This is a genomic window from Caulobacter sp. GW821-FHT10A10 (assembly GCF_059415745.1).
The window spans coordinates 248,921-265,361 of the sequence record NZ_JBWKNV010000008.1 but is presented as its reverse complement, the minus strand read 5'-3'; the positions used below and the strand labels follow the sequence as shown (position 1 = coordinate 265,361).

At 72.0% G+C, this 16,441-nt stretch carries 14 protein-coding genes; 11 read left to right on the top strand and 3 right to left on the bottom strand.

Annotation, left to right across the window (positions count from 1 at the left end):
* Positions 1-16 precede the first annotated feature (16 nt).
* Together AC07NS_RS21885 and AC07NS_RS21880 are read left to right on the top strand one after the other, a co-directional pair.
* Complete coding sequence (locus AC07NS_RS21885; RefSeq protein ID WP_494606707.1) at positions 17-940, top strand: bifunctional helix-turn-helix transcriptional regulator/GNAT family N-acetyltransferase; 924 nt, start codon at positions 17-19, stop codon at positions 938-940.
* 121 nt (positions 941-1,061) lie between these two features.
* The gene (locus tag AC07NS_RS21880) at positions 1,062-1,442 is read left to right on the top strand and encodes a TonB family protein (RefSeq protein WP_494606706.1); all 381 of its coding nucleotides are present in this window, start codon (positions 1,062-1,064) and stop codon (positions 1,440-1,442) included.
* On the opposite strand, the gene AC07NS_RS21875 is transcribed toward AC07NS_RS21880, so the two are convergent.
* Both AC07NS_RS21875 and AC07NS_RS21870 read right to left on the bottom strand, forming a co-directional pair.
* Positions 1,443-2,201: an isocitrate lyase/PEP mutase family protein gene (locus AC07NS_RS21875; protein ID WP_494606704.1), complete on the bottom strand. Its 759-nt coding sequence runs from the start codon at positions 2,199-2,201 to the stop codon at positions 1,443-1,445.
* Positions 2,202-2,254: 53 nt separating this feature from the next.
* Complete coding sequence (locus tag AC07NS_RS21870; RefSeq protein WP_494606702.1) at positions 2,255-4,315, bottom strand: ComEC/Rec2 family competence protein; 2,061 nt, start codon at positions 4,313-4,315, stop codon at positions 2,255-2,257.
* Positions 4,316-4,493: 178 nt separating this feature from the next.
* Here AC07NS_RS21870 and gltX point away from each other — a divergent pair, with 178 nt between their 5' ends.
* The 9 genes from gltX to AC07NS_RS21825 all read left to right on the top strand — a co-directional run bounded on the left by gltX (position 4,494) and on the right by AC07NS_RS21825 (position 14,803).
* Complete coding sequence (gltX, locus tag AC07NS_RS21865) at positions 4,494-5,915, top strand: glutamate--tRNA ligase (RefSeq protein ID WP_494606700.1); 1,422 nt, start codon at positions 4,494-4,496, stop codon at positions 5,913-5,915.
* Between the two features lie 67 nt (positions 5,916-5,982).
* Entirely contained in the window at positions 5,983-7,263 is a 1,281-nt protein-coding gene (gene gltA, locus AC07NS_RS21860; RefSeq protein ID WP_494606698.1) for a citrate synthase, read from the top strand.
* A gap of 142 nt (positions 7,264-7,405) precedes the next feature.
* A complete protein-coding gene (locus AC07NS_RS21855; protein WP_494606696.1) occupies positions 7,406-8,410 on the top strand; it encodes a 3-oxoacyl-[acyl-carrier-protein] synthase III C-terminal domain-containing protein in 1,005 nt (334 codons plus the stop codon).
* Positions 8,410-9,411 carry an NAD-dependent epimerase/dehydratase family protein gene (locus AC07NS_RS21850; protein WP_494606694.1) on the top strand — a complete coding sequence of 334 codons (1,002 nt, stop codon included), beginning with the start codon at positions 8,410-8,412 and terminating at the stop codon, positions 9,409-9,411. Before AC07NS_RS21855 ends, AC07NS_RS21850 begins: the two co-directional genes overlap by 1 nt.
* Entirely contained in the window at positions 9,408-10,253 is an 846-nt protein-coding gene (locus AC07NS_RS21845) for an MBL fold metallo-hydrolase (protein WP_494606692.1), read from the top strand. Before AC07NS_RS21850 ends, AC07NS_RS21845 begins: the two co-directional genes overlap by 4 nt.
* Positions 10,250-11,509, top strand: coding sequence for a cell division protein FtsA (locus tag AC07NS_RS21840; protein ID WP_494606690.1), 1,260 nt, complete (start codon positions 10,250-10,252; stop codon positions 11,507-11,509). The genes AC07NS_RS21845 and AC07NS_RS21840 overlap by 4 nt, the downstream gene beginning before the upstream one ends.
* Positions 11,506-12,666 carry an ATP-grasp domain-containing protein gene (locus AC07NS_RS21835; RefSeq protein ID WP_494606688.1) on the top strand — a complete coding sequence of 387 codons (1,161 nt, stop codon included), beginning with the start codon at positions 11,506-11,508 and terminating at the stop codon, positions 12,664-12,666. Before AC07NS_RS21840 ends, AC07NS_RS21835 begins: the two co-directional genes overlap by 4 nt.
* Positions 12,663-13,790, top strand: coding sequence for a hypothetical protein (locus AC07NS_RS21830; protein ID WP_494606686.1), 1,128 nt, complete (start codon positions 12,663-12,665; stop codon positions 13,788-13,790). The genes AC07NS_RS21835 and AC07NS_RS21830 overlap by 4 nt, the downstream gene beginning before the upstream one ends.
* Positions 13,787-14,803, top strand: a complete 1,017-nt coding sequence (locus AC07NS_RS21825) for a Rieske 2Fe-2S domain-containing protein (RefSeq protein WP_494606684.1) — start codon at positions 13,787-13,789, stop codon at positions 14,801-14,803. Before AC07NS_RS21830 ends, AC07NS_RS21825 begins: the two co-directional genes overlap by 4 nt.
* A gap of 3 nt (positions 14,804-14,806) precedes the next feature.
* Here the strand turns inward: AC07NS_RS21825 and AC07NS_RS21820 are convergent, their stop codons facing one another.
* Positions 14,807-16,429: an alkaline phosphatase D family protein gene (locus AC07NS_RS21820; protein WP_494606682.1), complete on the bottom strand. Its 1,623-nt coding sequence runs from the start codon at positions 16,427-16,429 to the stop codon at positions 14,807-14,809.
* Positions 16,430-16,441: the final 12 nt, after the last annotated feature.

The window sequence follows — 16,441 nt, the reverse complement described above, 5'->3', positions numbered from 1 at the left end:
CAACATTGGAGGCCGCATGACCGATCGCCACGACACCGACGTCGCCACCCTGCGGGCCTTCAACCGCGTCTACACAAGCCGCCTGGGCCTGCTGGACGCCAGCTATGACGGCAGCCCGTTCACGCTGAGCGAGGCGCGGGTCCTCTACGAACTGGCCAACCGGACCGATCCCGTGGCCGCCGACCTCGCCCGCGCCCTGCGCCTGGATCCGGCCCAGGTCAGCCGCACGATCAAGCGCTTCTCCGAGCGGGGCCTGGTCACGGCGCGCGAAAACCCGGCGCACGGCCGCCACCAGCTGCTGACCCTGACCGACGAGGGCCGCGCGACCTTCGCGGCTCTTGAGGCCAACACCCGGGCCAGCGTCGGCGCCCTGATCGAGGGGCTGCATCCGCTGCAGCGGGCGCGCCTGATCGAGGCGGCCGGCGCGATCAACGACGTGTTCGAGGGCGGCGCGCCGGAGGTGACGCTGCGGGCCCTGCGGCCTGGCGACCTGGGCCTCGTCGCCTCCCGCCAGCAGGCCCTCTACACGGCCGAGTACGGCTGGAACGGCGACTACGAGGCGCTGGTCGCGGGGATCCTGGCCGACTTCCACCACAACTTCGATCCTACCCGGGACGACGCCTGGATCGCGGAGGCCGGCGGCCGGATGGTCGGCTCGATCTTCCTGGTGCGCGGCGATGCGCCGGGCGTCGCCAAGCTGCGGCTGCTCTATGTGGAAGCGCAGGCGCGCGGACTGGGCGTGGGCGGACGGCTGGTCGAGGCCTGCGTGGCCCGCGCCCGCGCGCTCGGCTACCAACGGCTGGACCTCTGGACCGTCAGCGCCCTGACCGCCGCTCGTCGGCTCTATGAACGGGCGGGTTTCCAACTGGTCCGCGAAACGCCGGGCCGCCAGTTCGGCCACGACCTGGTCGACCAGATCTGGTCGCTGGAGCTCCTCTAGAGCGGGTCGAACCGCACCGATGACGGCGCAGGAGCGCGAACCTGGCAGGTCCGCGCCCTCGAACCTCACCCCCGAAGCGTCCTAGCCACGATCGACAACCAGAGAGGGGATGCCAGAGGGGATGACCGCGATGATCGGAGTGATGCTGGCCTTGGCGTTGCAAGCGCCGGCGGCCGAACCGCCGCTGACGCTCGCGGACATCGGGTTCCACGCCTCCAGCCAGCTCGGCGGCTTCTATCCCGATCGCGCCATGCGGGTTGGTAGGACTGGAGACGTCCAGGCGCGTTGCACGATCGCCAGCAAGGGCGTGTTGACGAACTGCGCCGTGCTGAACGTAACACCGTCAAACAGCCCCGAATTTGGTCTGGCCGCCCTCAAGCTGCTGGCCAGGCACGACGTGGACGCCGTCACGCGGGACGGACGGCCGACCGCCGGCCGCGATCTGCTGATCACGCTCGAATACCGCATCCGTCGCGGCGCTCCGGACATCACTGTCCGCTGATCAGCGATCCAGACCGGCCAGTTCCTTGGCCGCCGCGTCGAAACCGGCCCAGGCGGCCGCCGCCAGGGCCGCGCCGGTGCTGGCGCGGCGCACGCCCAGGCCCGGCAGGTCGGCGAGCTTCATGTCGGGTCCCCACAGCAGCACGTTGACCGGCCTGGGCGCCACGGCCGCGACGATGGCGGCGATGTCGTCGTACTTCGTCACGCCCGGCGCGTAGAGGCAGTCGGCGCCGGCGTCGGCATAGGCCTTGAGCCGTTCGATGGTCGGGGCGAGGTCGTCGCGACCGATCAGGAAGCCTTCGGTGCGGCCGACCAGGATCACGTCCTGGCCCGAGGCGTCGATGGCGGCGCGGGCGGCGGCGATGCGGGCGACCGCGTCTGGCAGCTCGTAGAGATCCTTGCCGATACGGTCCTCGATCGAGAGGCCGGCGACGCCGGTCTCGACGGCGCGGGCGACATTGGCGGCGACGCCTTCGGGCGCGTCGGCGAAACCGGCCTCGAAGTCGGCGTTGACCGGCAGGTCGGTGGCGGCGACCAGCGCGCGCAGATGCTCGAGCACCTCATCGACCGTGACCTCACCGTCGGCGCGGCCCCAGGACCAGGCCATGCCGGCGCTGGTCGAGGCCAGGGCCTTGAAGCCCAGCTTCCGCAGCCGGACCGCGCCGCCGGCGTCCCACGGATTGGGCAGGACGAAGAAGCCGTCGGCGTGCAGGGCGCGGAAGGCGGCGCGGCGGGCGGCGAAGTTGGCGGCGTCGGTCATCGGTAGTCCTTCACTCGAGAAAGCAGAGGGCCGGCTACACCGGTCAGCTGGCGTTATCCGCCCGGTTCTTGCGCAATTCTGTCAGCAGTCGTCACCCAGGGACGCCTCCCCCGCAGGGGCTGGGCCCAGACGATCCACCAGCCGTCGCGGCGGCGCCAGAGCTCGGCCGAACCGCGAGCGGCGAAATCCTCGCCCGCCAGCACGACGGCGTCGTGACAGGCGGCCGGCAGGACGGCGGGACGCGGTCCGCGCAACACCACCACCTGCGCCCCGGCGCAGAGACGCTGCAGGCCGGCGTAGTCGGGCGCGCGGCGGGTCCAGGACAGGCTGACGGCGACCGGGGCCGACGCGAGCGGCGCACAGGAGACGCGGTCGCAGGCGAAGTCCTTGCCGGCGATGGGCGTCAGACCCCGGCGACGGGCCCAGAGATCGGCGCCGAAGCGGCGGGCGTCGGGGCGCAGCAGCACCGCCTCCCCGCCCCGGCGCGCGGCGGCCGTGGCGCCGTCGGCGGCGATCCACAGGTCGGGCGGCGCCGGGCGCGGCCAGAGCGCGACGGCGAGAGCCAGCGGAACACCAAGCCAGCGCAGCCGGCCCTTCCACAGGCACAGCAGCATGATGCCCAGGAACGACAGGGCCAGGGTGAAGGGCGGGCCGCTGGCGACCACCTGCTGGGCGCCGTGGGCGCCGGCGAACCAGCGGGCGATGGCGGTCATGGCGTCTATGCCCCAGCCGGCGACGGCCAGGAACGGCGCGCCTAGGCCAAGCGGCTCCAGCACGGCCCCGACCGCCAGGAACGGCATGATCACGAAGGACGACAGCGGCGACACCGCCAGGTTGGCCGGCAAGCCCCAGACGGCGACGCGGTTGAAGTGCTGCATGGCGAAGGGGCCGGTGGCCATGCCGGCCACGAAGCTGGCCCCGACGCTGATGGCGAGCCATCCCATGGCGGCCTGGGTGAAGCGGATCGGCCAGGGCACCGAGATCTCGCGCGGCTGGCGCGGCCAGGCCTCGGCCAGGGTGACCAGGGCGGCGGTGGCGGCGAACGACATCTGGAAGCCGGGCGCGCCGGCCGACTCGGGCTGGGCGACCAGGATGATCAGGGCCGCCAGGGCCAGCCCGTGCAGGCTGACGGCCTGGCGGTCGGCCAGGATCGCCAGGAAAGCCACGGCCGCCGTGATCGCCGCGCGCAGGGCCGGCGGCGGCGCGCCGGAGATGATCAGGTAGGCGCCGACGGCCGCCAGACCGGCCACGGCGGCGATCTTCTTGCCCGAGACCCGCAGGGCGACCCACGGCCAGGCCGCGATCAGCAGTCGCACGGCCGCGAACACGAAGCCGCCGACGATGGCCATGTGCAGGCCGGAGATCGAAAGGATGTGCGCCAGGCCCGAGGCGCGCATGGCCTCGGTCTGTTCGGGCGTCACCCAGGCCTCGTGGCCGGTGACCATGGCCGCGGCGATGCCGCCGCTGTCCAGCCCTAGGCGCGCGACGATGCGCGAGGCCAGGTCCCAGCGCACGGCGTTGATCGCCATGGAGAGGCGCAGCCGCCAGGGCGGCGGATCCAGCGCGGCGTCCTCGATCTGGCCGACCACGAAGCCGACGCCGCCGACGCCGTTGAACCAGGCGTCGCGGGCGAAGTCGTAGGCCCCGGGCGCGGCTGGCGGCGGCGGGGCCGACAGCATGGCCTTCAGCCGCAGGGGCGAACCGGGCGACGGCGCGGTCTCGCCCTCGGCCAGGCTGACGCGGATCCGGGTGGGCGTGGCTGAAGGCGAAAGCCGTGAGATTGACACCGGCGCGATCAGCAGGCGTGGTCCGGCCGCGCCGGGCGAGACCACGTCGACGACGAATCCGTCGATCACCCGCACGCTCCGCTCGACCGGCATGACCGGCGCGGCGACGCGGTCGCAGCGGATCTTGCCGGCCAAGCCGCCCGAAGCCGCGAAGGCGGCCAGGGTCATGGGAATCGCCAGGCCGCTCCAGCGCGGCCAGCCCCGGCTCCAGATGGCGAGCACGGCCAAGGCCAGCGCGACCAGGGCCAGCAGCGACCAGGACGGCTCGACCTTCAGCTCCAGATAGCCGGCCGCGCCCAGGCCGAAGGCGACCGGCGCCCACAGCATCCAGCGGCCGGCGTTGAGCCTTGCCTCATCGATCGCCTGTGAAGCGAGCGCCGCGGGACTAGGACACCTTCGAACGGCCGTGCTAAGACGCGCCGCCCAGCGGCCGGCGCTTGCGTCGCGCGCAGCCGCCGAGCCTCCCGCCGCCCCCGCGGCCTCCAGACCGTCAGCTTCGAAGCCTATGTCCAGTTCCTCCCCCGCCCCCAGCGGCGTCGTCACCCGCTTCGCCCCGTCGCCGACCGGCTTCCTGCATATCGGCGGCGCCCGAACGGCGCTGTTCAACTGGTTATATGCACGCCATACGGGTGGGAAGTTCCTTATTCGCGTCGAGGACACCGACCGCGAGCGTTCGACCGAAGCGGCCGTGGCCGCGATCTTCGAAGGCCTCGACTGGCTGGGCATGAAGTCCGACGAGGAAGTCGTCTTCCAGTACAGCCGCGCCGACCGCCATCGGGCCGTCGTCGAGGAGATGCTGGCGGCCGGCCGCGCCTATCGCTGCTGGATGACCGTCGAGGAGCTGGCCGCCGCGCGCGAACTGGCTCGGGCCGGCGGCCCGGCCCTGCGCTCGCCCTGGCGCGACGCACCGCCGCCCAACGATCCCAGCCTGCCGCACGTCATCCGCTTCAAGGGCCCGACCGAGGGCACGACGCTGGTCGACGACCAGGTCAAGGGTCCGGTGACCTTCAACAACGCCGATCTCGACGACCTGGTCCTGCTGCGGGCTGACGGCGCCCCGACCTACAACCTGGCCGTCGTGGTCGACGACCACGACATGGGCGTCACCCACGTGATCCGCGGCGACGACCACCTGAACAACGCCGCCCGCCAGACCCTGATCTACCAGGCCAATGGCTGGACCGTGCCGGCCTTCGGCCACATCCCGCTGATCCACGGCCCCGACGGTGCCAAGCTCAGCAAGCGCCACGGGGCGCAGGCCGTCGGCGAGTTCGCCGACATGGGCTACATCCCCGAGGGCATGCGCAACTACCTGGCGCGCCTGGGCTGGGGCCACGGCGACGACGAGGTGTTCAACGACGAACAGGCGATCAGCTGGTTCGACGTCAAGGACGTGGTCAAGGCCCCTGCCCGCCTGGACTGGGCCAAGCTGAACTTCATCAACGGCCAGCACCTGCGCCAGGCCGACGACGCGCGCCTGACCGCCCTGACGCTGAAGGCCCTGACCGCCGCCGGGACCGACCTGCCGGCCGACGCCGAAGCGCGCATCGCCGGCGCCGTTCCGCAGGTCAAGGAAGGCGCCAAGACCATCCTGGAGTTGGGTGAACACGTGGCGTTCGCGCTCAAGGTGCGCCCGCTGACGCTCGAAGAAAAAACCGCCAAGCAGCTTTCCGAGGAAACGGTCGCGCGCCTCGCACGACTTCGTGACCAGTTGGCCGCCGCTCCGGTCTGGGGCGTTTCGGAGCTGGAGACGCTGTTGAAATCGTTCGCGGAATCGGAGGCTGTCGGCTTCGGCAAGTTCGGCCCGCCGCTGCGCGGAATCCTCACCGGCGGGGCCCAGGCGCCCGACCTGAACAAGATCATGACCGCCCTTGGTCGTGACGAGTCGCTGGGGCGTCTTGACGACGCGCTGGCGTCGCGCGCATGAGGCGCTATAACGCACCCGCGAAATACAAAACTGGACTGATCGTTCCATTATTGAAAGGGTCTCTCGCATGACCGACAAAGCCACGCTGACGATCGGCGATAAGAGCTACGACCTGCCGATCCTCAAGGGCAGCACGGGTCCGGACGTTCTGGACATCCGCAAGGTCTATGGCGAAAGCGACCACTTCACCTTCGATCCGGGCTTCACCTCGACCGCGTCGTGCGAGAGCAAGATCACCTATATCGACGGCGAAGCCGGCGTTTTGCTGCACCGCGGCTATCCGATCGACCAGCTGGCCGAGAAGTCGTCGTTCCTCGAAGTCTGCCACCTGCTGCTGAACGGCGAACTGCCGACGGCCGCCGAACTGGCCAAGTTCGAGAACAACATCACCTACCACACGATGCTGCACGCGCAGTTCGACCGGTTCTTCGAAGGCTTCCGTCGCGACGCCCACCCGATGGCCGTCATGACCGGCGCCGTGGGCGCCCTGTCGGCCTTCTACGCCGACAGCATGAACGTCGACGACGCCCGCGAGCGTGAGATCAGCGCCCACCGCCTGATCGCCAAGATGCCGACGATCGCCGCTCGCGCCTACAAGTACACGATCGGCCAGCCGTTCGTGTCGCCGCGCAACGACCTGTCGTACTCGGAAAACTTCCTGCGCATGTGCTTCTCGGTCCCGGCCGAGGACTGGAAGCCGAACCCGGTCCTGACCCGCGCCATGGACCGCATCTTCATCCTGCACGCCGACCACGAGCAGAACGCCTCGACCTCGACCGTCCGTCTGGCCGGTTCGTCGGGCGCTCACCCGTTCGCCTGCATCGCCGCCGGCATCGCCTGCCTGTGGGGCCCGTCGCACGGCGGCGCCAACCAGGAAGCCCTGGAGATGCTCGAGCAGATCGGCACCGTCGACAAGATCCCCGAGTTCATCGAGGGCGTGAAGGCGCGCAAGCACAAGCTGATGGGCTTCGGCCACCGCGTGTACAAGAACTTCGACCCGCGCGCTAAGGTCATGCAGAAGACCTGCCACGAGGTCCTCGGCCAGCTGGGCATCAACGACCCGCTGCTCGAAGTGGCCATGGAGCTGGAAAAGATCGCCCTGAGCGATCCGTTCTTCATCGAGCGCAAGCTGTACCCGAACATCGACTTCTACTCGGGCATCACCCTGCGCGCGATGGGCTTCCCGACCAACATGTTCACCGTGCTGTTCGCCCTGGCCCGCACCGTCGGCTGGATCAGCCAGTGGAAGGAAATGTTCGAGGACCCGACCCGCAAGATCGGTCGTCCGCGTCAGCTCTACACGGGCTCGACCCAGCGCGACTACATCGACGTCGAGAAGCGCGGCTAAGCGCTTCTTCCGGCTTCGGAATTACGGAAAGGCCTCGCGAAAGCGAGGCCTTTTTGTTTGCGCGCCTACCTTGTGCTTCGTTGCGGACGCGAGCGCACACGACTAAGCGTTGATCTCTGTAGCGCTTTGGAAGGGTCGCGTAATGTCTGGTTTCACGCCGCTGCGGCTGTGCGGCCTGGGCGTCTACGAACCCCGATTGGCCCTGGCCTCCGACGAGCTGGACGCCCGCTACGGGCGTGAGGCCGGCTTCACCCAATCCCAGTTCGGCCTGACCTCGCGCCGCTTCGCTTCGCCCGACGAGACCGCCTCGATGATGGGCGCGGCGGCGGCGCGCGACGCCCTGGCGGCGGCCGGCTGGGCGGACGGCGAGTTCGACGTGCTGATCGGGGCCGGCGGGGTTATGGAGCAGCCGATCCCCGGCACCTCGATCCTGGTGCAGCAGGCCCTGGGCCTGGGCCGCTCGGGCATCAGCGCCTTCGACGTCAACCAGAGCTGCCTGTCGTTCCTGGCGGCGGTGGACGTGGCGGCCATGGGCTTCGCCACCGGGCGCTGGCGTCGGGCCCTGGTGGTCTCCAGCGACATCGCCTCGGCGGGCCTGGACTGGCGCCAACCGACGGCCAGCGCGATCTTCGGCGACGGCGCGGCGGCGGCCTGCCTGGAGGCCGGAGACGATGAGGATGGCCCGGCCCTGCTCGCCCGCCGGTTCGAGAGCTATGGCGAGGGCCGGGATCTCGCCACCCTGAAGGCCGGCGGCTCGCGCGTGCGGCTGGAGGACGGGCTGGAGGCCTTCGAGGACGCCGCCAAGTTCCACATGGACCCGTTCGGCATCTTCAAGGCCGCCGCCAAGCGGCTGCCGCCGGTGATCGACAAGGTTCTGGAGGACGCCGGCCTGAACCGGGAGAGCGTAGGCCTGATCGTGCCTCACCAGGCCAGCCGGCCGGGCCTGGATCACCTGCGCAAGATGGTCGGCGGAGATCCGGCCCGGGTGGTCGACGTGTTCGGCGAGCACGGCAACCAGATCGCCGCCTCCATTCCCACCGCCCTGCACAGCGCCTGGCGAGACGGGCGGCTGACGCCGGGCTCGAGCGTGTTGCTGGTCGGCACGGCCGCCGGCATCAGCATCGGCGCGATGGTCCTGCGGGTCTGATGCGCCAGGCGCTCGTCACCGGCGCCACGGGCGGGCTGGGCCTTGCCCTGACCGCCGCCCTGCTGGCCGAGGGTTACGCCGTGCGGGCGACGGGGCGCGATGCGGCGGCCGCGCGACGGCTGCGGGCCATGGGCGTCGAGACGGTGGAGGCCGACCTGGTCGCCGATCCGGGTCGCGCCGCCGAGCTTTGCCGGGACATCGACGTGGTGTTCCACGCCGCGGCCCTGTCCAGCCCCTGGGGACCGGACGAGGCCTTCGAGCGGGCCAATGTGGGCATGACCCGCGACCTGCTGGCCGCTGCTCGCGCCGCCGGCTGCGAGGGGCTGGTCTTCGTTTCGTCGCCGTCGATCTACACCGAGCCGCGCGACCGGCTGAACCTGACCGAGGCCGACGCGCCGGCAGAGCGGCCGATGAACGCCTATGCCCGCACCAAGCTGGCGGCCGAGCGGCTGGTGCTGGCGGCGAACGGGCCGGACTTCTTCACGGTTTCCGTGCGGCCACGCGCCCTGGTGGGGCCGGACGACAAGGTGCTGCTGCCGCGCCTGCTGGCGCTGGTCGCCCGGGGCCGCGCGCCGCTGCCGCGCGGCGGCCGGGCGCTGGTGGAACTGACCGACGTGCGCGACGCGGCCCAGGCCCTGCTGCTGGCCGACCAGCGGCGCGCGGCGATCGGCGGGCGGGCGTTCAACGTCTCGGGCGGGACGGCGGTCAGCGTTAGGGATTTCGCGCTGGAGTTCGCGACGGCGACCGGCCGATCGCTGCGGCTGATGTCCGCGCCCTGGCCGCTGCTGTTCGCCGGGGCCGCGCTGGCCGAGGGCGTGGCTGCCCTGCTGCCCGGACGGCCCGAGCCGCCGATCACCCGCTACGGCGCGGCGACCCTGGCCTTCTCCCAGACCTTCGACCTGACCGCCGCCCGGCGCGACCTCGGCTGGACGCCCCGCCACGACGCCCGCGCCGCCGCCCTTGAACTGGCCCGCCTCTGGACCGAAGGATCGCGGGCATGACCGCCGTGCGCTGCGACATCCACCTGCTGAAGGCCGGCGCCTGCGTGCACCCGGAGGCCGCGGCCCTGCGCGGCGGCAGCCTGTGTCCGGTCGACTTTCCGGCCCTGACCGCCCTGATCCTGCACCCGACGGCGGGACCGCTGCTGTGGGACACCGGCTATGACCCGGCCTTCTTCCGCGCCACCCGCCGCTGGCCCGAAAAGCTCTATGCGCTGGCCACGCCCGTGACCCTGGGCGAGGACGAGCCCGTGGCCCGCCAGATCGGGCGATTCGGCCTGACGCCCGACGACATCCAGGGCGTGATCGTCTCGCACTTCCACGGCGACCACGTGGCGGGCCTGCCGGCCTTTCCGAACGCGAAGATCCTCTGCGCCCGCGCCGGACTGGAGCAGATTCAGGGGCTGAGCCGGTTCGCGGGCGTGCGGCGGGGCCTGCTGGCCGGGCTGCTGCCGGCCGATGTGGAGGCGCGGGCGGTGTTCTTCGAGGACCGGCCGCGCATCGCCCTGCCCTCCGAACTGGCGCCGTTCGAGAGCGGCGCGGACCTGCTGGGCGACGGCAGCCTGATCGCCGTCGAGCTGCCCGGCCATTGCCCCGGCCACTGGGGGCTGGCGGCGCGGGGGAGCGACGATCGGCTGTGGTTCTTCGTCGGCGACGCGGCCTGGTCGCTGAAGGCGATCCGCGAGAACCGCCCGCCGCCGGCCTTCACGACCGCCCTGCTGGGCCGCACCGACCGCTATCGCGCGACCCTGGGCGACCTTCACGCCCTGCACACGCGGGCGCCCGAAGTGGTGCTGACCCCGTCGCACTGCCGGGAGGCGGCGGCGACCGCGGAAACCCCTTGAGCCTGGGCCGCGCAGGCCGGATCGCCGCCGCCTATCTGGACGCGCGGCTGACCGAGCGGTCCTTGCGCGACCGGGCGGCGCTTGAGCGGCGGCAAGCCCGGCTTTGGCGGCGGCTCGCACCGGCCCTGGCCCGGACGCCGGCGCTGGCGTCCCTGGCCGGGCGGCCGCTGGCGGACTTTCCGGTGCACGAGCCGGCGCAGGTGCGCGGCGACCTTTCGGCCTGGAACAGCCTGGGGCTCGATGCGGCCTCGATCCTGGCGGCGGCGCAGGCGGCGGAGGATGGGGGCGAGGCCGCCTTGCCCGGCGGCGCCCAGGCGGGGTTCTCGACCGGCAGCCAGGGCGCGCGCGGGGTGTTCCTGACCACCCCGGCCGAGCGCGACCACTATATCGGGACCCTGCTGGGCAAGCTGGTCGCGCCGGGACGGCTGCTGCGTCCGATCCGCGCCGCCCTGATCCTGCGGGCCAACAACAGGCTCTACGAGGACATCGGCAGCGCGGGCGCGGCCTTCGCCTTCATCGGCCTCGACGAGCGCCCGCAGGCCCAGGCCGCCGCCCTGCGGGCCTTCGCGCCGACCCATCTGGTGGCCCCGCCGCACGTGCTGGCCGGACTGGCGCGGCTGGGCGAGACCGACGGCTGGGTCCATGGGCTGGAGGGCCTCTATTACGGCGCCGAGCCGCTGGGCGAGCGCGAGGGCGAACTGCTGGCCGGGGCGTTCGGCCGCCGGCCCGCGCCGCTCTATCAGGCCACCGAGGGCTTCCTGGGCGCGCCGTGCCGCCTGGGGACCCTGCACCTCAACGAGGAGAACCTGATCGTCGAGCGCGATCCCCTGCCCGGCGGGACGCGCTTTCGGCCCATCGTCACCGACCTGCGCCGCACGGCCCAGCCGATGGTGCGGGTGCGGCTGGACGACCTGATCGAACCAGCCCCGCCCTGCCGCTGCGGTTCGCCGCGGCTGGCGATCCGGCCGGTAGAGGGGCGCATCGGCGACGTCTGGCGGTCGGGCGAGGCGATGATCTTTCCGCGCGAGGTCGAAGCGGTGCTGGAGGCGGCGCTAACGCCGCTGGCGCCGTGGCGGGCCGAGGCTTCGCCGGGCGGGGTTCGGGTTCTGGTCGAAGAAGCCGCGCACGTCGCGCCGGCCCGCGCGGCGATCGAGGCGCTGTTGGCGGCGCATGGCGTGGACTGGCCCGTAGCGGCGGAAGTCTCGGCCGAGGTCGAGACCCGGCCCAAGCGGCGGCGCGTGCGGTGGCGGCCGTGAGCCCGCTGGTCCTGATCACCGGCGCGAGGGCACCGGCGGCGCTGGACCTGGCCCGGTCGTTCCGGGCGGCGGGCGTGCGCGTACGCATGGCCGATTGCAGCCCGTCACGGGCGGCGCGGCTGTCGAAGGCGCCCGAGGCGGTGCACGCCTACGCCTCGCCGGTGACGCGGCCCGAGACCTTCGCCCACGACGTCGAGGACCTGGTCGATACGCTGGCGCCGACCCTGGTCGTGGCGACCTGCGAGGAGGTGTTCCACCTGGCGGCGCTGGCCGAGCGGCGCCCGACCTTGGCCGCGACGCTGTTCGCGCCGTCGTTCGCAACGCTGCGACGGCTGCATTCCAAGCGGCTGTTCGCGGAGGCGGGTGTCGCCGAAGGCCTGCCGGTTCCGCGAACCTGGAGCCTGACCAGCCCCGCCGACCTGGCCGGCCTGCCGCCGGCGGGCGAGCTGGTGTTCAAGCCGGAATATTCCCGCTTCGGCGTCCATGCCCTAATCCGGCCCGCAGCCGAGCAGGTCGCGGCCCTGCCGATATCGCCCGAGCGGCCGTGGGTGGCGCAGGCTTGCGTGGTCGGGACCGAGGTGTCGTTCTACGCCGTAGCGCGGGGCGGACGGCTGACGGCGTTCAGCGCCTATGGTTCGGCCTGGCGAGATCGGGGCGGCGCCAGCTACGCGTTCGTCGCGCCACCGGCCGAGACGGTGACAGTGCTGCGGGATCTCGCCGCCAAGCTGGCCGAGCAGATCGTCAGCGACGGACAGTTCGCCTGCGACGTGATCATCGACGCCGAGGGCGCGCCCTGGCTGCTGGAGTGCAATCCGCGGGCGACCAGCGGCGTGCACCTGTTCCAGCGCAGCGCGGCGTTCGGCCGGGCCTTCGTGGCGGACGGGCCATGCGTCGAGCCGGACGATGCGCCGCCGCTGCATGTCGCGCCGGCGCTGTGGCTGCTGGGCCTACCCGCCGCGCTGCGGCAACGACGTCTGGCCGACTGGAACGCCCTGCGCCGAGACGGCCGCGACGTGCTGACCGCGCCGGGCGACCGGGCGCCGCTGCTGGGGGCGCTGGTCGACAGCGCGGCGTTCGGCCTGAAGGCGCTAGCGACCGGCCGCTCGCTGGCCGCGGCCATGACGGCCGACATCGAGTGGAACGGAGACCCGGCGTGAGCGCCGTGCGGGTCGCGGCCGTGGATGATCCGGCGCTGGACTGGGGCGATCCGGCGGTCGGCGCCTACGCGCGCGCCCTGGCGGCTCTCGGGCCGGCTGGCGCGCTGGAGAACGCTCGCTTCGACCTGGCGGCGCTGCAGCTACACGATCGGGCGCTTGCGCTCGCGATCCCGCAAGGACGGCAGGCCTGCTGGCTCACCGCGCCGACGGTGACTTACGGGCCAACCCTGCGCGAAGAGATCGACCGCGAACTGAAGGGCGGCGAGGCCTTGGCGGCCAAGGCCGCGTCCTGGCTGGCCGAGGGCCTGCTGCGGGTCACCCGGGCCGACGACGCCGTCCATGTGAACCACCTGCTGTTCTCGACCAGCCTGCACGGCGGCTGGGACGGCGTTGGGCTCGACGAGGCGCTGACGGCGCTGCGGGCGGCCTATCCCGACCGGACGATCGTCTGGCGCAGCCTGAACGCCGTCGATCACGCCGGCCTGCTGGCGCGAATGCGGACGGCCGGCGGGCGGCGGCTGCTGAGCCGGCTGATCTGGCGCCTGCCCGATCCCGAGAGGCAATGGGCGCCGCGCCGCGACGTGAGGCGCGATCTCGCCCTCGCGCAAGCCGGCGGCTTCACGGTCGAGACCGACGCCAGGCAGACGCCGGCGGAGATCGAGCGGCTGCTGGCGCTCTATGCCGGCGTCTATATCGACAAATATTCCCGCGCCAATCCGCGCTACACGGCGGCGGCGCTGGCGGCGGCCATCACGGCAGGCGTGCTGCACCTGTCGCTGGTGCGCGCGGCGTCGGGCCAGATTGTCGCCTTCGCCGCCGACCAGACCTGCGGCGGCGAGCTGGCCACGCCGATGCTGGGTCACGACAGAAGCCGGCCCGAGGCCGAGGGCCTGTTCCGGATCGCCATGGCGCTGTCGGTCCAGCACGCCGTCGAGCAGGGCCTGGCGGTCAACGGCTCGGCCGGCGCGGCGGCCTTCAAGCGCCACCGGGGCGCGACCCCTGCGCTGGAGCACCAGATGGTGTTCGACGACCATCTTCCCCCCTGGCGGCGGGCGGGCTACGCCTTGCTGGCCAAGGCGCTGGACGCCCTGACCCCGACCCTGGAAAGGATCGCCGCCGGATGACGCCCTTCCCCGCCGGCCTGACCCGAACCTGGCTGCCCGTCTGTCTGTCCAGGGAGCTGACGGCTAAGCCCCTGGCGCGCCAACTGGCCGGCGTGCCGCTGGTGCTGTTCCGCGACGCCCAGGGCGCGGCCGCAGCGCTGGAGGATCGCTGTCCACACCGCAACTATCCGCTGTCGGACGGCAAGGTGGTCGATGGCGCGATCCGCTGCCCCTATCACGGCTGGAAGTTCGACGGCTCGGGCGGCTGCGTCGAGATCCCGGGGACCAGCGAAGCGGTGAACGCCGAGCGCCTGAGCGCGCGACGGATCGATCTGGTCGAGCGGCACGGGGCGGTGTTCGTGCGGCTGGAGCCGGATCCGGAGCAACCGGACCTCGTGCTGCCGCCGCTGCTAGGCGATCCCGACCACGATCATTTCTGGTGGAGCCAGCCACCGTGGAAGGCCCGCGCCCTCGATGCGCTGGAGAACATCCTAGACCCGTTCCACACCAACTTCGTGCACGACGGCCTGATCCGGGTCAGCGGCAAGCGCCAGGCCGTGCGCCAGACCGTGATCCAACACCCGAACGGCGTCGAGGTGGTCTACGAGCAGGACGAGCCCGACCGGGGCTGGATGTCGCGGCTGCTGGAGGGCGATCGCCAGCGCAGCGTCGGCCGCTACTATCCGCCGGTGACGTTCCAGGGGCGCTGGGAGAAGAAGGACAGCCTGACCCTATGCGCCACGGCCTTCTTCGTGCCGGAGACGCAGGACCGCTTCCGGGGCTTCGGCTGCTGGACCACGCCGAAGGGCCGCGCGCCGGCCTGGCTGAAGCGCCAGGCGATCATGGCCTTCGTGCGCCCGGTCGCCGCCCAGGACCGCCGCGCGCTGGAGCGGCAGTACGCGACCATCGCCGCCTTCGGAGGCCCTCGGTTCAAGTCCGGTCCCACCGACCGCGTGACCACGCCCCTGACGCGCCTCTACCAGGGCGAGGCGTTGGAGCCGTCGGTGGACGGCCCCAACACCATCTGGCTCTGAAGATCAGGCCGACAGAATGCGCCGGCCGCGCTCGACCGACATGCGGTGCGCGCCCGCCACCTCCGCGTCACGAGTCTTGATGGTCTTCATGAACAGCCATTCGCCGGTCACGCGGCGGGGCGTGACCTCGATCATCATGTAGCCGCGACGGCTGGTGTCGGCCCATTTCATCTCCGGATTGTCGGCCATGAAGCCCCGCGCCACCAAGGCCGGATCGGCGCCCATGTCGCCCTCCAGGCCGTTGGAGGTGACGCTGTGGCCGGCGAACTCCACACCGGCGGGACGACCGTCCTCGACCAGGGAGAAGGCCCAGGCGTTGTGGCTGTCGCCGGCCAGCATGACGAGGTCGGCGTCGGCGGCCTGGGCGGCCTTCAAGAGCCGCGCGCGGGCCTGCGGATAGCCGTCCCAGCGGTCCATCCACATCGGCAGGCCCTGCCTGGCGGCGCGGATGTTGTTGCGGTAGCCAGCGACCTTGCGCTCGCTGGTGTCCGGCTTCAGCCAGTCGACGGCGTCGGCGGGCATGACGGTGCGGCCGATGATCGTGCCCATGCCGACCAGTTGCCAGGCCGTGGTCTTGGCGTTGGCCTTGAAGGCGTGGGCCAGCCAGCTTTCCTGGGTCGTGCCCAGCATGGTGGCCGAGGGGTCGCGCCAGGGGCCGTCGCGGAAGGCCTTCAGGGCCGCGTCGGGATCGGCCGCCTTGAAGGTCGCGCCGATGTCGGCCGGCTGGGTGCGGGCCAGCAGGCGCGACTCCGTGCGGTAGAGCGTGGCCAGGGCGCCGATCGGATAGGCCTTCCACGGTTCGTCCGAGACCGGCATCCACTCGCGATAGACCTGCATGGCCGCGGCCCGGCGCAGGTTCCAGTCGCCTTCCGCCGGCTGGTGGTTCTGGGCTCCGCCTTCCCAGCTGTCGTTGGACGACTCGTGATCGTCCCAGAGGGCGACCATCGGGGCCATCTGGTGCAGGCGCTGGAGGTCGGGATCGGCGCGGTAGCTGGCGTAGCGCAGGCGATAGTCGGCGATGGCCAGGATCTCGTTGGCGGGCAGCGGAATGCGGTCGGGCTCGAAGCCCTCGCGCTGCACGCCCGGCCCCTCGTAGATGTAGTCGCCGACGTGCAGCCACAAATCGAGATCCGTCCGCGCCGCCGCGTGGCCATAGGCGTTGAAGTAGCCGTACGGCAGGTTCGAGCAGGAGAAGACGGCCAGGTTAAAGCGCGACACCTGGCCCTCCGGCAGGGTCTTGGTGCGGCCGACCGGAGAGCGCGTCCCGTCCGGCGCCATGAAGCGGTACCAGTAGACGGTCCCCGGCTTCAGGCCGTCGACCGTGACCTTGGCGGTCCAGTCGCGATAGCCGCCGGTGCGGACGACGCCGCCCGAGACGATGCGGGCGAAGCCCTGGTCGAGCGACACCTCGACCTGCAGGCGCACGACGTCGGCGGCGGCATCGGGAACGTAGCGCGTCCACAGCAGCATGGAGTCGGCCGCCGGCTCGCCGCTGGCGACGTTGTGGGTGAAGCCGGTCGCGCCGGTCAGGCCGGCGGCCAGAGCCGCGCCCGCGGGCAGCAGCAGGGCGCCGAGACCCAGGCCCGCGCCGAGCACGAGGCTGCGGCGATCGATGTTCAGAACCATGTCCGGTCCTCC

What these genes read in the sequence shown, in the direction of transcription:
- gltA (WP_494606698.1), top strand. Translation starts at nt 5,983, where the DNA reads ATGACCGACAAAGCCACGCTGACGATCGGCGATAAGAGCTACGACCTG.
- AC07NS_RS21855 (WP_494606696.1), top strand. Translation starts at nt 7,406, where the DNA reads ATGTCTGGTTTCACGCCGCTGCGGCTGTGCGGCCTGGGCGTCTACGAA.
- AC07NS_RS21875 (WP_494606704.1), bottom strand. Translation starts at nt 2,201, where the DNA reads ATGACCGACGCCGCCAACTTCGCCGCCCGCCGCGCCGCCTTCCGCGCC.
- gltX (WP_494606700.1), top strand. Translation starts at nt 4,494, where the DNA reads ATGTCCAGTTCCTCCCCCGCCCCCAGCGGCGTCGTCACCCGCTTCGCC.
- AC07NS_RS21870 (WP_494606702.1), bottom strand. Translation starts at nt 4,315, where the DNA reads ATGCTGTGGGCGCCGGTCGCCTTCGGCCTGGGCGCGGCCGGCTATCTG.
- AC07NS_RS21825 (WP_494606684.1), top strand. Translation starts at nt 13,787, where the DNA reads ATGACGCCCTTCCCCGCCGGCCTGACCCGAACCTGGCTGCCCGTCTGT.
- AC07NS_RS21885 (WP_494606707.1), top strand. Translation starts at nt 17, where the DNA reads ATGACCGATCGCCACGACACCGACGTCGCCACCCTGCGGGCCTTCAAC.
- AC07NS_RS21845 (WP_494606692.1), top strand. Translation starts at nt 9,408, where the DNA reads ATGACCGCCGTGCGCTGCGACATCCACCTGCTGAAGGCCGGCGCCTGC.
- AC07NS_RS21820 (WP_494606682.1), bottom strand. Translation starts at nt 16,429, where the DNA reads ATGGTTCTGAACATCGATCGCCGCAGCCTCGTGCTCGGCGCGGGCCTG.
- AC07NS_RS21880 (WP_494606706.1), top strand. Translation starts at nt 1,062, where the DNA reads ATGACCGCGATGATCGGAGTGATGCTGGCCTTGGCGTTGCAAGCGCCG.
- AC07NS_RS21850 (WP_494606694.1), top strand. Translation starts at nt 8,410, where the DNA reads ATGCGCCAGGCGCTCGTCACCGGCGCCACGGGCGGGCTGGGCCTTGCC.